10 protein-coding genes and 1 riboswitch are annotated in these 13877 nt (G+C 73.1%); of the genes, 9 read left to right on the top strand and 1 reads right to left on the bottom strand.

Annotated features, from left to right (window positions below):
* Window positions 1–158 precede the first annotated feature (158 nt).
* The 9 genes from ACIBBH_RS03125 (at window position 159) to cobI (ending at window position 13126) form a co-directional block, all read left to right on the top strand.
* A complete protein-coding gene (locus tag ACIBBH_RS03125; RefSeq protein WP_399401326.1) occupies window positions 159–1415 on the top strand; it encodes an anion permease in 1257 nt (418 codons plus the stop codon).
* Window positions 1416–1452: 37 nt separating this feature from the next.
* On the top strand, window positions 1453–1680 hold the full coding sequence (locus ACIBBH_RS03120; protein WP_399401324.1) for a hypothetical protein: 228 nt from the start codon (window positions 1453–1455) through the stop codon (window positions 1678–1680).
* A 126-nt stretch (window positions 1681–1806) separates the two neighbouring features.
* A riboswitch (cobalamin riboswitch) is annotated at window positions 1807–1949 on the top strand.
* Window positions 1950–2048: 99 nt separating this feature from the next.
* Window positions 2049–2993, top strand: coding sequence for a cobalamin biosynthesis protein (locus tag ACIBBH_RS03115; protein ID WP_399401322.1), 945 nt, complete (start codon window positions 2049–2051; stop codon window positions 2991–2993).
* Window positions 2990–4498, top strand: coding sequence for a cobyric acid synthase (locus ACIBBH_RS03110; protein ID WP_399401320.1), 1509 nt, complete (start codon window positions 2990–2992; stop codon window positions 4496–4498). Before ACIBBH_RS03115 ends, ACIBBH_RS03110 begins: the two co-directional genes overlap by 4 nt.
* Window positions 4495–8145 (top strand): cobaltochelatase subunit CobN, encoded by a 3651-nt coding sequence (gene cobN, locus ACIBBH_RS03105; RefSeq protein WP_399401318.1) that lies wholly within the window; start codon window positions 4495–4497, stop codon window positions 8143–8145. Before ACIBBH_RS03110 ends, cobN begins: the two co-directional genes overlap by 4 nt.
* Before the next feature lie 169 nt (window positions 8146–8314).
* A complete protein-coding gene (locus ACIBBH_RS03100) occupies window positions 8315–10333 on the top strand; it encodes a putative cobaltochelatase (protein ID WP_399401316.1) in 2019 nt (672 codons plus the stop codon).
* Window positions 10333–10932: a cob(I)yrinic acid a,c-diamide adenosyltransferase gene (gene cobO, locus ACIBBH_RS03095; protein ID WP_399401314.1), complete on the top strand. Its 600-nt coding sequence runs from the start codon at window positions 10333–10335 to the stop codon at window positions 10930–10932. Before ACIBBH_RS03100 ends, cobO begins: the two co-directional genes overlap by 1 nt.
* On the top strand, window positions 10932–12398 hold the full coding sequence (locus ACIBBH_RS03090; protein WP_399401312.1) for a cobyrinate a,c-diamide synthase: 1467 nt from the start codon (window positions 10932–10934) through the stop codon (window positions 12396–12398). The genes cobO and ACIBBH_RS03090 overlap by 1 nt, the downstream gene beginning before the upstream one ends.
* Window positions 12395–13126 (top strand): precorrin-2 C(20)-methyltransferase, encoded by a 732-nt coding sequence (gene cobI / locus ACIBBH_RS03085; protein WP_399401310.1) that lies wholly within the window; start codon window positions 12395–12397, stop codon window positions 13124–13126. Before ACIBBH_RS03090 ends, cobI begins: the two co-directional genes overlap by 4 nt.
* Before the next feature lie 17 nt (window positions 13127–13143).
* Here cobI and ACIBBH_RS03080 read toward each other — a convergent pair whose 3' ends face one another.
* A complete protein-coding gene (locus ACIBBH_RS03080) occupies window positions 13144–13872 on the bottom strand; it encodes a ZIP family metal transporter (RefSeq protein ID WP_399401308.1) in 729 nt (242 codons plus the stop codon).
* Between the last annotated feature and the right edge of the window lie 5 nt (window positions 13873–13877).

The following is a 13877-nucleotide window of genomic DNA, read 5'->3' as shown; positions in this document are numbered from 1 at the left end:
GCCGGCCAAGGGGCGCCCGGGCCGTTTCGCGCCGCCGCGCCGGGGCGGAGCGGTCACTCCCCTGTAATGACACCGTGACGCCCGTCTCAGTTCACCTTCCGTTCACTCAGGTTGCCTACGGTCGTCCAGCCAATGACCTCGAACGATTGCCTGGGTAAATGGAAAGCTTCTCGCTGATCCTCGCGATTGTGGTGGTAACCGCACTCGCGTTCGATTTCACGAACGGTTTCCACGACACCGCCAACGCGATGGCCACCACCATCTCGACCGGTGCGCTCAAGCCCAAGGTCGCGGTGGCCATGTCCGCCGCCCTCAACCTTGTAGGCGCCTTCCTCTCCGTGGAGGTCGCCAACACGATCTCCAAGGGTCTCGTCGACGAGAACGGCATACGTCCCGAGGTCATATTCGCCGCCCTGGTGGGCGCGATCCTCTGGAACCTGCTGACCTGGCTGGTGGGACTGCCCTCCAGCTCCTCACACGCCCTCATGGGCGGCCTGATCGGCGCCACCGTCGCCTCCGCCGGCACGGGAGCCGTCCACGGTGACGTCCTCGTCACCAAGGTGCTGCTCCCGGCGGTCGCGGCCCCGGTGGTCGCGGGTGTGGCGGCGATGTTCGCCACCCGGTTCTCCTACGCGATCGGCAAGAACACCGACGGTGAGGCCGCCCGCAAGGGCTACCGCGCCGGGCAGATCGCCTCCGCCGGCCTGGTGTCCCTCGCGCACGGCACGAACGACGCGCAGAAGACCATGGGCATCATCACCCTCGCCCTGGTCGCCGGCGGCTCCATCGCCCCCGACTCCAACCCTCCCACCTGGGTGATCCTCTCCGCGGGCATGGCCATCGCGCTCGGCACCTACCTCGGCGGCTGGCGCATCATCCGCACCATGGGCAAGGGCCTGACCGAGCTCCAGCCGCAGCAGGGCTTCGCCGCCCAGACCAGCGCCGCGACGGTCATCCTCGCCTCCTCCCACCTGGGCTTCTCCCTCTCCACCACGCACTCCGTCTCCGGCTCCGTGATGGGCGCGGGCCTGGGCCGCAAGGGCGGTGTGGTCCGCTGGTCCACGGCCACCCGCATGGTCGTCGCCTGGGTGCTGACGCTCCCGGCCGCCGCCCTGGTCGGCGCGCTCGCCGAGACCGTGACGGACCTCGGTGACTGGGGCACCGCCCTGGTGGCGGTCTTCCTCGTGGCCTCCAGCGCCGCGATCTGGAAGGTCTCCCGCCGCGAGGTGGTCGACGCGAGGAACGTCAACGACACTGCGGAGCCGGCCGGCGTGGTGACCACGGCGATCGCCGCCGTGACCCCGCCCCCGGTGGGCACCGTGTCCGAGGACCTGACGGCCACGATCCCGTCCCCGGCGGCGCCCGTCGTCGCCCCCGCCGCCGACCCGGCGACCCCGCCGGCCGCCGCCGTCTGACCCCGGTCACCCCGGTCCACAAGAAAGCAGCACTGTTATGAAGATCGACTGGGCAGCCCTCGGCTCCGTCTTCGGCGTCAGCCTCACGGTCACCCTCGGCCTGGTGGCCCTCTTCACCCTCGGCGTCACCGGCCTGTCGCGCCGCGAGCGCGCCGCCGCGCAGGGGAACTCGGCGGCGCTCGCCGTCACCGGCGCGTACGTGTGCTTCGCGGGGTGCGCGGCCGCGGTGGCGTACGGCATCTACCTGATCATGGCGAAGGCCTGACCGAGGTCGAGAGGCTCCTCCCTGATGTCCTCGGGGGGAGCCTCTCGCATGCCGTCACACCGTTCCGAGCGGTGCCGATGTGGGCCTCAGCACACTCTCCCCGCGCAGGTCAACAGCAAGTTGACGGCCCTTCCGGGGGCATGGTGGACTGCCGGAGCCATGTACGGCGGCAAGAGAGGAAGCCGGTGCGAATCCGGCGCGGTCCCGCCACTGTCACCGGGGTAGGAAGCCCCGGGAGCCAGGAACTCTCACCGCCGGTCTCGTCGAACCAGGGCGCGGACACCCTGAGTGAGGACATATCGCCATGCTCGCCTGCCGTTTGAGGTACAGCACCAGGTCACTGCCCGACCCCTCGGCCGGCTGAGCCGATGCGTGCCGATCGCGTCTTCGCGTACGGCGCCGCCGCCGGCCTCCTCGGTGACCTGCTCCTCGGCGACCCGCGCCGCGGGCATCCGGTCGCCGCGTTCGGGCGGGCGGCGGGGGCCGTCGAGCGGGTGTTGTGGCGGGACCACCGGGGGTGGGGCGCGCTGCACACCGCGGTGTGCGTGGGCGGTGCCGTATCGCTGGGGGCGCTCGCCGCGTCCGCCGTACGTCCCTCCCGTACCGCCTCCGTCGCGCTGACCGCCGCCGCCACCTGGGCCGTCGTGGGCGGGGCGTCCCTGGCGCGCGAGGCCCGGGGCATCGGGCGGGCGCTGGAGGCCGGGGACGTCGAGGGCGCCCGGGCGCGGCTGCCGCACCTGTGCGGGCGGGATCCGCAGGCGCTCGACGCCGACGGGATCGCCCGGGCCGTCGTCGAGTCCGTCGCCGAGAACACATCCGACGCCGTGGTGGGGGCACTGGTGTGGGGCGCGGTGGGGGGTGTGCCGGGGCTGCTCGGGTTCCGGGCCGCCAACACCCTCGACGCCATGGTCGGGCACAAGTCGTCCAGGTACCGGCGGTTCGGGTGGGCCTCCGCCCGGCTCGACGACCTCGCGGGGTGGCCCGGAGCGCGGCTGACCGCCGTACTGGCCGCCGTGGCCGGGGGCGACCCCCGGGGTGCCGTACGGGCCTGGCGTGCCGACGCGGCCGGGCATCCCAGCCCCAACGCCGGGCCCGTGGAGGCGTCGTTCGCGGGGGCGCTCGGCGTGCGCCTGGGCGGGACCCTGTCGTACGGGGGGCGGGTCGAGCACCGGCCCGTGCTCAACGGGGCCACGGGGCGCGCCGTCGCCGGCCGTGACATCGAACGGGCCGTACGGCTCTCCCAGCGTGTCAGCCTGCTCGCGCTCGGCGTCTGTGCCGCCGCGCGCGTCATCGCGAAGGGGCGTACGTCATGAGTGGTGGTCTCCTCGTCGCCGGCACCACCTCCGACGCCGGCAAGAGCGTCGTCACGGCCGGGATCTGCCGGTGGCTGGTGCGGCAGGGGGTCAAGGTCGCGCCGTTCAAGGCGCAGAACATGTCCCTCAACTCCTTCGTGACCCGCGAGGGCGCCGAGATCGGCCGGGCGCAGGCCATGCAGGCGCAGGCGTGCCGCGTCGAGCCGACCGCGCTGATGAACCCCGTGCTGCTCAAGCCCGGCGGCGAGCAGAGCAGTCAGGTGGTGCTGCTCGGCAAGCCCGTGGGCGAGCTGAGCGCGCGCGGCTACCACGGCGGGCGGCAGCGGAAGCTTCTCGGGACCGTGCTCGACTGCCTCGCCGAGTTGCGGGGCACGTATGACGCGGTGATCTGTGAGGGGGCCGGTTCGCCCGCCGAGATCAATCTGCGGCGGACCGACATCGTGAACATGGGGATCGCGCGCAACGCGCGCCTGCCCGTGCTCGTCGTCGGCGACATCGACCGCGGGGGCGTCTTCGCCTCCTTCTTCGGGACCGTCGCGCTGCTGTCGCGGGAGGACCAGGAACTGGTCGCCGGGTTCCTCGTCAACAAGTTCCGCGGCGACGTCGGCCTGCTGGAACCCGGCCTCGACATGCTGCGCGGGCTCACCGGGCGGCGGACCTACGGAGTGCTGCCCTTTCGGCACGGGCTCGGCATCGACGAGGAGGACGGCCTTCGCGTGTCCCTGCGCGGGACGGTCCGCGAGTCGAACGTCGCCCCGCCCGTCGGCGAGGACGTGCTGCGCGTCGCCGTGTGCGCGATCCCGCTGATGTCCAACTTCACCGACGTGGACGCGCTGGCCGCCGAACCGGGCGTCGTCGTGCGGTTCGTGGACCGGCCCGAGGAACTGGCCGACGCCGACCTCGTCGTCGTCCCGGGCACGCGCGGGACCGTACGGGCGCTCGAGTGGCTGCGGGAGCGGGGTCTCGCCGAGGCGCTGGTCCGCAGGGCCTCCCAGCAAAGGCCCGTACTCGGCATCTGCGGCGGCTTCCAGATCCTCGGCGAGCACATCGAGGACGAGGTCGAGTCGCGCGCCGGCCGGGTCCAGGGGCTCGGACTCCTTCCCGTCCGCGTGCGGTTCGCCCGTGAGAAGACCCTCACCCGGCCGGTCGGCGAGGCCCTCGGCGAGCACGTCGAGGGGTACGAGATCCACCACGGAGTCGGTGACGTGACCGGCGGTGAGCCCTTCCTGGACGGCTGCCGGGCCGGCCAGACCTGGGGCACCCACTGGCACGGCTCGCTGGAGTCGGACGGCTTCCGGCGTGCTTTCCTGCGCGAGGTGGCCGCCGCCGCGGGCCGCCGCTTCGTGCCCGCCGCCGACACCTCGTTCGCCGCGCTGCGCGAGGAGCAGCTCGACCGGCTCGGCGACCTGATCGAACAGCACGCGGACACGGACGCGCTGTGGCGGCTCATCGAGTCGGGCGCGCCGCAAGGACTGCCCTTCATTCCACCGGGAGCGCCCGCATGAGCACAGTGTTGTTGTTGTCGACCGCCGACACCGATCTGCTGGCGGCGCGGGCCTCCGGCGCGTCCTACCGGATCGGCAACCCGACCCGGGTCGACGTCGCCGGGGAACTGCCGGAGCTGCTGCGGGGCGCCGACATCGCCGTCGTACGGCTGCTCGGCGGAAAGCGCGCCTGGGAGGACGGGCTCGCCGCCCTCAGGGCCTCGGGCGTGCCGACCGTGCTGCTCGGCGGGGAGGCCGTGCCCGACGCGGAGTTGATGGCCGAGTCGTCCGTGCCCGCGGGTGTCGTCGCCGAGGCCCTGAAGTACCTGGTCGAGGGCGGCCCCGCCAACCTCACCGAGCTCGCCCGGTTCCTGTCCGACACCGTGCTGCTGACCGGGGAGGGGTTCCTCGAGCCGCAGAAGATGCCGGAGTACGGCGTGCACGGCGAGCGTGCCTTCCTGGCGGGCCGCCCGACCGTCGGCGTGCTCTTCTACCGGGCCCACGAACTGAGCGGCAACACCGCCTTCGTGGACACGCTGTGCGACGCGATCGAGGCGCGGGGCGCGAACGCGCTGCCGGTGTACTGCGGTTCGCTGCGCGGGGCGGACGCCGGGCTGTACGAGATCCTGGGCAGGGCCGACGCCCTGGTGGCCACCGTCCTCGCCGCGGGCGGCACGCACGCCTCGCAGGCGTCGGCGGGCGGTGACGAGGAGGCCTGGGACATCGGGGCGCTCGCCGACCTGAACATCCCCGTGCTGCAGGGCCTCTGTCTCACCTCCTCGCATGCGGCCTGGGACGAGTCCGACGCCGCCCTCTCCCCCATGGACGCGGCGATGCAGGTCGCGATCCCGGAGTTCGACGGTCGCCTCATCACCGTGCCGTTCTCCTTCAAGGAGCAGGGCCCGGACGACGTCCCCGTGTACGCCGCCGACCCCGAGCGGGCCGCGCGGGTCGCCGGAATCGCCGTACGCCACGCGCAGTTGAAGCACAAGGCCAACGCCGACAAGAAGATCGCGCTGGTCTTCACCGCCTACCCGACCAAGCACTCCCGCGTCGGCAACGCGGTCGGCCTGGACACCCCCGCCTCGGCGGTACGGGTGCTGGACGCGCTGCGGGACGCCGGGTACGTGGTCAACAGCTACCCGGACAACGGCGACGAGCTGATCCACCGGCTCATCGAGGCCGGCGGCCACGACGTCGAGTGGCTCACCGAGGACCAGCTGGCCGCCGCGCCCGCGCGCGTGCCGCTCGCCGACTACCGGGCGTGGTTCGACAAGCTCGACCCCGAGCTGCGGGACGGCATGCTGGAGGCGTGGGGCGAGCCGCCGGGCAGCCTGTACGTCGACGGCGACGACATCGTGCTCGCCTCGCTCCGGTTCGGGAACGTCGTCGTGATGATCCAGCCGCCGCGCGGCTTCGGCGAGAACCCGATCGCGATCTACCACGACCCCGACATGCCGCCGTCCCACCACTACATGGCGGCCTACCGCTGGCTGGAGAGCAGCTTCGGCGCCGACGCGATCGTCCACATGGGCAAGCACGGCACGATGGAGTGGCTGCCGGGCAAGGGCCTCGGGCTGTCGGGCGGCTGCGCGCCGGACGCCGTCCTCGGCGACCTGCCCCTGATCTACCCCTTCATCGTCAACGACCCCGGCGAGGGCACCCAGGCCAAGCGGCGCGGACACGCCACCGTCGTCGACCACCTGGTGCCGCCGATGGCCCGCGCCGACACCTACGGCGACCTGGCCAAGCTGGAGCAGCTGCTCGACGAGTACGCGCTGGTCTCCGACCTGGACCCGACGAAGGCGCCGGCCGTGCGGGCGCAGATCTGGACCCTCGTCAAGGCCGCCGAGCTCCACCACGACCTGCACGTGGACGAGCAGCCGGACGACGACGAGTTCGACGAGTTCGTCATGCACATCGACGGCTATCTGTGCGAGATCAAGGACGTGCAGATCCGCGACGGCCTGCACATCCTGGGCGGCGGCCCGGTCGGCGAGCCGCGCGTCAATCTCGTCCTCGCCGTGCTGCGCGCCTCGCAGGTGTGGGGCGGGCAGGCCAACGCGCTGCCCGGGCTGAGGGCTTCGCTGGCGGCTCACTTCGGGCTGGTGGAGAAGGAACTGCTGGCCGAGCCGGGGACGCCGGTGAAGGTGCCGGTGGAGCTGACGGACCTGGTGGAGGGCCCGGCGCGGACGGCTGCCGACGCGGTCGACCTGCTGGAGCAGCTGTGCCGGCGGGTCGCGGAGGGCATGGAGTCCGTGGCGTGGAACGCCGCGGATGTTCCCGGTCTCGTCCGTGACGTCCTCGGCACCGACCTCCCCGAGGCCGTCGCCGTGCTGGAGTTCGCCTGCACCGAGGTCGTACCCCGGCTGGCGAAGACGACGGACGAGATCGGCCACATCCTCCGCGCGCTGGACGGCGGTTACGTCCCGGCTGGCCCGTCCGGATCGCCGACGCGCGGACTGGTCAACGTCCTGCCGACCGGCCGTAACTTCTACTCCGTCGACCCCAAGGCCATCCCGTCCAGGCTGAGTTGGGAGGTCGGGCAGTCGCTCGCGGACTCGCTGGTCGCGCGCTATCTGCAGGACACGGGCGAGTACCCGAAGTCCGTCGGCCTGACGGTCTGGGGCACATCGGCCATGCGCACCCAGGGCGACGACATCGCCGAGATCCTCGCCCTGCTGGGCTGCCGCCCGGTCTGGGACGACGCCTCGCGCCGGGTGACGGGCTTCGAGGTGGTCCCCCTGGCGGAACTGGGCCGGCCGCGCATCGACGTCACGGTCCGCATCTCCGGCTTCTTCCGGGACGCGTTCCCGCACGTCGTCGGGCTGATCGACGACGCGGTACGGGCGGTGGCCGAGCTGGAGGAGCCCGCCGAGTCCAATTTCGTACGCGCGCATGTCGAGCAGGACGCGGCCGGGCACGGCGACCGGCGACGGGCGACGGCCCGTATCTTCGGCTCCAAGCCGGGGGCGTACGGCGCGGGTCTGCTGCCGCTGATCGACGCGCGCAACTGGCGGTCGGACGCGGACCTCGCCGAGGTGTACGCGGTGTGGGGCGGTTACGCGTACGGGCGCGGGCTCGACGGGCGGGCCGCCCGGGGGGACATGGAGACGGCGTTCAAGCGCATCGCCGTGGCCGCCAAGAACGTCGACACCCGCGAGCACGACCTCGTCGACGCCGACGACTACTTCCAGTACCACGGCGGCATGGTCGCCATGGTGCGGCACCTGACGGGGGCCTCCCCCGAGGCGTACGTCGGCGACTCGGCCGTGCCGGACCAGGTGAAGACCCGCACGCTCGGCGAGGAGACCCACCGGGTCTTCCGCGCCCGCGTGGTCAACCCGCGCTGGATGGCGGCCATGCGGCGGCACGGCTACAAGGGCGCCTTCGAGATGGCGGCGACCGTCGACTACCTCTTCGGCTACGACGCCACCGCGGGCGTGGTCGACGACTGGATGTACGAGAAGCTCAGCGCGGAGTACGTCTTCGACGCCGAGAACCGGGACTTCATGAAGAAGTCCAACCCTTGGGCGCTGCGCGGCATCACGGAACGCCTCCTGGAGGCGGCCGACCGGGGGCTGTGGGCGGAGCCGGACCAGGAGACCTTGGACCGGCTCCGGGCGACCTACCTGGAGCTCGAGGGCGATCTGGAGGGAGACGGGTGATCTCCCCGGAAACCCCCGCAGTGGCGGGGAGCAACGTGCGCGGACGGCTGTCGGTTGGGCAGTGCCCGGAACACCCCCACGTCGGCGGGGATCCGCCTCACACGTCGGCAGCCGTGTGCTCGGCGCCCGGCCAACTCGGACACCAGCCACTCAAAGGAGTGATCCAGGCATGAGCACGCCCTTTCCCTTCACTGCCGTCGTCGGGCAGGACGATTTGCGATTGGCCCTGCTCCTCAACGCGGTGAGCCCTGCCGTGGGCGGCGTCTTGGTGCGGGGAGAAAAGGGGACGGCGAAGAGCACGGCGGTACGTGCCCTGTCGGCGCTCATGCCGCAGGTCGACGTCGTCTCCGGGTGCCGTTTCTCCTGCGACCCCGGGTCCCCCGACCCCGCCTGCCCGGACGGGCCGCACGAGCCCGGGGCGTTCGAGTCCCGGCCGGCCCGGATGGTCGAGCTGCCCGTCGGTGCCTCCGAGGACCGGCTGGTCGGCGCCCTCGACATCGAGCGGGCGCTGGCGGAGGGTGTGAAGGCCTTCGAGCCGGGGCTGCTCGCCGACGCGCACCGGGGGATCCTGTACGTCGACGAGGTCAATCTCCTGCACGATCACCTGGTCGACCTGTTGCTGGACGCCGCCGCGATGGGCGCCTCCTACGTCGAGCGCGAGGGCGTCTCCGTCCGGCACGCGGCGAAGTTCCTGCTCGTGGGCACCATGAACCCCGAAGAGGGCGAACTGCGCCCGCAGTTGCTGGACCGGTTCGGGCTGACCGTGGAGGTCGCCGCCTCGCGGGAACCGGACCAGCGGGTCGAGGTGGTGCGGCGGCGGCTGGCGTACGACGACGATCCCGCCGCCTTCGCCGCGCGGTGGGCGGAGGAGGAGGCCGCCGTACGGGCGCGGATCGTGGCGGCGCGGGAGCTGTTGCCGTCGGTGCGGCTGGGCGACGGGGCGCTGCGGCAGATCGCGGCGACCTGTGCCGCCTTCGAGGTGGACGGCATGCGGGCCGACATCGTGATGGCCCGTACCGCGACGGCGCTGGCCGCCTGGGCCGGGCGGACCGACGTGCTCGCCGAGGACGTGCGGCAGGCGGCGCTGCTCGCGCTGCCGCACCGCAGGCGGCGCAATCCCTTCGACGCGCCGGGCCTCGACGAGGACAAGCTCGACGAGACGCTGGAGCAGTTCGGCGACTCCTCCCACGACGAGGACCCCGACCCGGACCCCGACGGTCCCGGCGACGGGGGCGGGCAGCCTCCCCAGGGCGACGGCGGCCCGCAGGGCGGTGACACCGGCGCGCGTCCCGAGGCCGGTGAGGGCGGGGAACCGCAGGCTTCCGGCGCGGGGGCGGGTGAGCAGGCCCCGGCGCGGGCATCCGAGCCCTTCCGCGCCAAGACGCTCAGCGTTCCCGGCATCGGCGAGGGTGCCGCCGGGCGGCGTTCCCGGGCGCGGACCGAGCACGGGCGGACGACCGGGGCCCGGCGCCCGCGGGGCACGCTGACCAAGCTGCACCTGGCGGCGACCGTGCAGGCCGCCGCCCCGCACCAGCGGGCACGCGGCCGGTCCGGGCCGGGTCTTGTCGTGCGGCGGGACGATCTGCGGCAGGCGACCCGGGAGGGGCGCGAGGGGAACCTCGTGCTGTTCGTGGTGGACGCCTCCGGGTCGATGGCGGCGCGGCAGCGGATGAGTGCCGTGAAGGGCGCCGTGCTGTCGCTGCTCCTCGACGCCTACCAGCGCCGGGACAAGGTGGGGCTGGTGACCTTCCGGGGGAAGGACGCGCAGGTCGCCCTGCCGCCCACCTCCTCCGTGGACACGGCGGCGGCCCGGCTCGAGTCGCTGCCGACGGGCGGGCGGACACCGCTGGCCGCCGGGCTGCTCAAGGCGCACGAGGTGCTGCGGGTGGAGCGGCTGCGGGATCCGGTGCGGCGGGCGCTGGTCGTGGTGGTGACCGACGGGCGGGCCACCGGCGGTCCTGAGCCGGTGGCCCTCGCCGGGCGGGCGGCGCGGCTGTTCGCGGCCGGGCAGGTCGCCTCCGTGGTCGTCGACTGCGAGTCCGGGCCGGTGCGGCTGGGGCTCGCCGGGCAGCTCGCGGGTGAACTGGGGGGTACGGCGGTGACGCTCGACGAGTTGCGGGCGGACTCGATCGCCGGGCTGGTCAGGGATGTACAGGGGACGCAGGGGACTTCGAGGAGGGCCGCGTAATGCCGCAGGGACAGCCGAGTGTCGTACCGGACGACGGGCTCACGACCCGGCAGCGGCGGAACCGGCCGCTGGTCGTCGTGCACACCGGGATCGGCAAGGGCAAGTCGACCGCCGCGTTCGGGCTGGCGCTGCGCGCCTGGAACCAGGGGTGGCCGATCGGGGTGTTCCAGTTCGTCAAGTCGGCGAAGTGGAAGGTCGGCGAGGAGAACGCGCTGCGCGTCCTCGGTGCCTCCGGGGAGGGCGGGAGCGTCGACTGGCACAAGATGGGCGAGGGGTGGTCCTGGGTCCAGCGTGATGAGCAGCTGGACAACGAGGAGAAGGCCCGGGAGGGCTGGGAGCAGGTCAAGCGGGACCTGGCCGCCGAGACGTACAAGCTGTACGTGCTGGACGAGTTCGCCTACCCCATGCACTGGGGGTGGGTCGACACCGACGAGGTCGTGGACGTGCTGCGCCACCGGCCCGGGACCCAGCATGTCGTGATCACCGGGCGGAACGCGCCCGGGAAGCTCGTGGACTTCGCGGACCTCGTCACCGACATGTCCAAGGTCAAGCACCCCATGGACGTCGGGCAGAAGGGGCAGAGGGGCATCGAGTGGTGATGTCCTCGTCCGTGCCCCGGCTGGTCGTCGCCGCGCCGTCGTCCGGCAGCGGCAAGACCACCGTCGCCACGGGGCTGATGGCCGCGCTCACCGCGCGGGGGCTCGCCGTGTCCCCGCACAAGGTCGGGCCGGACTACATCGACCCCGGGTACCACGCGCTCGCCACCGGGCGGGCGGGGCGGAACCTCGACGCCTACCTGTGCGGGCCCGAGCTGATCGGGCCGCTGTTCCGGCACGGGGCGCGCGGGTGTGACCTCGCCGTCGTCGAGGGCGTGATGGGGCTGTACGACGGGGCCGCCGGGGAAGGCGAACTGGCGTCCACCGCGCAGGTGGCGAAGTTGCTCCGGGCGCCGGTGGTGCTGGTCGTGGACGCGTCGTCGCAGTCGCGGTCCGTGGCGGCGCTGGTGCACGGGTTCGCGTCCTGGGATCCGGAGGTGCGGGTCGGGGGCGTGATCCTGAACAAGGTGGCGTCCGATCGGCACGAGGCCCTTGTGCGGGAGGCGTTGGACTCGGCCGGGGTGCCGGTGCTCGGGGTGCTGCGGCGGGTGGCGCAGGTGGATACGCCGTCGCGGCATCTGGGACTGGTTCCGGTGGCCGAGCGGCAGGCCGCGGCGGTGGAGGCCGTGGCGGCGATGGCGGCGCAGGTCTCCGACGGGTGCGATCTGGAGGCGTTGATCGGGCTGGCGCGGAGTGCGGGTGCGTTGTCGTGTGCGGCTTGGGATGCGGCTGAGGTGCTAGGTGGGTCGCCCCCGCCGTCCCTGCCCTTCCCGTCCTCCAGGGGCTCCGTCCCTTCGGCCCCGCCAGGGGGCTCCGCCCCCTGGACCCCCGACCGGCCTGAAGGGCCTCGTCCGCAAACACCGGACGGGCTGGTGGTCGCCGTCGCCGGTGGTCCCGCCTTCACCTTCTCCTACACCGAGCACACCGAGCTCCTTACCGCCGCCGGTGCCGAAGTCGTTCCCTTCGATCCCCTGCGGGACGAGCACCTCCCGGACGGCACAAAGGGCTTGGTGATAGGTGGCGGCTTCCCCGAGGTCTACGCCGCCGAGCTGTCCGCCAACGAGCCCCTCCGCAAGGCCGTCGCCGAACTCGCCCTGAGCGGTGCGCCGGTGGCCGCCGAGTGCGCCGGGCTGCTGTACCTGTGCCGGGAGCTGGACGGGCAGCCCATGTGCGGGGTGCTGGACGCCGGCGCGCGTATGTCCGAGCGGCTCACCCTCGGCTACCGGGACGCCGTGGCCGTCAGCGACAGCGTGCTCGCCCCGGCCGGGACCCGGATGCGCGGGCACGAGTTCCACCGGACGGTCGTCGAGCCGGGGGCGGGGACGGCTCCCGCTTGGGGGGTGCGCGCCCCTCGCAGGGGCGTCGAAGGTTTTGTACAGCAGGGCGTGCACGCGAGTTATCTGCACACGCACTGGGCGTCCGTGCCCGGTGTGGCCCGTCGGTTCGTGGAGAGGTGCCGGACGTCATGAGCAGCAGGCTGGTCGGAGTCGGGGTGGGCCCCGGGGATCCGGAGCTGGTGACCGTCAAGGGGGTCAACGCCCTGCGCGCGGCCGACATCGTGGTCGTGCCTGTCATGGACACCGGTGAGCGCGGGCGGGCCGAGGCGACCGTGCTGCACTACGTGCCCGAGGAGAAGGTCGTCCGGGTGGTGTTCGCGCTGAACGAGCGGAGCGACCGGGCGCGCCGGGAGGCGGCCTGGGACGCGGCCGGGGAGCGGGTCGCCGAGTTGCTCAGGGAGCGCGGGTCGGTGGCCTTCGCGACCATCGGGGATCCGAACGTGTACTCCACCTTCACCTATCTCGCGCAGACGATCGCGGAGCTGGTGCCGGGGACGGTCGTCGAGACCGTGCCCGGGATCACCGCCATGCAGGATCTCGCCGCACGCTCGGGTGCCGTCCTCACCGAGGGCACCGAGCCGCTGACGCTCGTGCCGGTGACCGCCGGTTCGGCCGTCCTCAAGGAGGCGCTCGACGGTCCGGGGACGGTCGTGGCGTACAAGTTCGGGCGGCAGGCCGCGGAGGTCGCACAGGCGCTGCGGGAGACCGGGCGGCTCGGGGACGCGGTGTGGGGGTCGGCGCTGGGGCTGGCGGAGGAGTCCATCCGGCCGGCCGCCGAGCTCGACGGCGGGCCGCTGCCGTACCTGTCGACGCTCATCGCGCCCGCCCGGCGGGACGGCGGGCGGGGCGGCAAGCTGTGAGGCCCACGAGAGCGGGGTCAGCCGGAGACGCCGACCACGAGCCAGATGAACGCCACTCCGGCCACCGTGCACAGCAGGGTGGAGCGGGCGGGGTGCTCGTGGTGGGCCTCGGGGAGGATCTCGGCGGCGGCGAGGTAGAGCAGCGCGCCGCCGAAGAGGCCGAGATAGCCGCCGAGGAACCCCTCGGGGATGGTGAGGAACGCGGTCGATGCGGCGCCCAGCACGGGTGCGCAGGCGTCCGCGACGAGCATCGCGACGGCCTTGCGGCGGGCGTTGCCGTACAGGCTCGTGATGGTGAAGGTGTTGAAGCCGTCCGCGAAGTCGTGGGCGATGACGGCGAGCGCGACCGCCGCGCCCATGCCGCCGCCCACCTGGAAGGCCGCGCCGATCGCCACGCCGTCCATGGCGCTGTGACCGACCATCGCGGCCGCCGCGGTCAGGCCCACCTGGGGCGCGCGGTGGCCGTGTTCGGCGCCGCCGTGCGCGGCCTGCCGTGCGGCCAGCAGGCGTTCCACCAGGTGGGCCAGCAGGAAGCCGGCCACGAACAGCAGCAGGGCCGCCGGTACGCCGAACACCTCACGGCCGGCCGCCTGCAGCGCCTCCGGCAGCAGGTCGAGGCCGACCACGCCCAGCATCAGGCCGCCCGCCAGGCCCAGGACCAGGTGGCGGCGGTCGGTCACGCGCTGTGCCGTCCAGCCGCCTGCCAGCGTCATCAGGAACGCGCCCAGCGCGACGAAGACCGCCATGTGTT

The organism is Streptomyces sp. NPDC051636 (assembly GCF_044453765.1).
Lineage (GTDB): Bacteria > Actinomycetota > Actinomycetes > Streptomycetales > Streptomycetaceae > Streptomyces.
This window is presented reverse-complemented; position numbering and strand designations above follow the sequence as displayed.

Coding starts and splice junctions, on each gene's coding strand:
- ACIBBH_RS03125 (WP_399401326.1), top strand. CDS start 159: ATGGAAAGCTTCTCGCTGATCCTCGCGATTGTGGTGGTAACCGCACTC.
- ACIBBH_RS03120 (WP_399401324.1), top strand. CDS start 1,453: ATGAAGATCGACTGGGCAGCCCTCGGCTCCGTCTTCGGCGTCAGCCTC.
- ACIBBH_RS03115 (WP_399401322.1), top strand. CDS start 2,049: ATGCGTGCCGATCGCGTCTTCGCGTACGGCGCCGCCGCCGGCCTCCTC.
- ACIBBH_RS03110 (WP_399401320.1), top strand. CDS start 2,990: ATGAGTGGTGGTCTCCTCGTCGCCGGCACCACCTCCGACGCCGGCAAG.
- cobN (WP_399401318.1), top strand. CDS start 4,495: ATGAGCACAGTGTTGTTGTTGTCGACCGCCGACACCGATCTGCTGGCG.
- ACIBBH_RS03100 (WP_399401316.1), top strand. CDS start 8,315: ATGAGCACGCCCTTTCCCTTCACTGCCGTCGTCGGGCAGGACGATTTG.
- cobO (WP_399401314.1), top strand. CDS start 10,333: ATGCCGCAGGGACAGCCGAGTGTCGTACCGGACGACGGGCTCACGACC.
- ACIBBH_RS03090 (WP_399401312.1), top strand. CDS start 10,932: ATGTCCTCGTCCGTGCCCCGGCTGGTCGTCGCCGCGCCGTCGTCCGGC.
- cobI (WP_399401310.1), top strand. CDS start 12,395: ATGAGCAGCAGGCTGGTCGGAGTCGGGGTGGGCCCCGGGGATCCGGAG.
- ACIBBH_RS03080 (WP_399401308.1), bottom strand. CDS start 13,872: ATGGCGGTCTTCGTCGCGCTGGGCGCGTTCCTGATGACGCTGGCAGGC.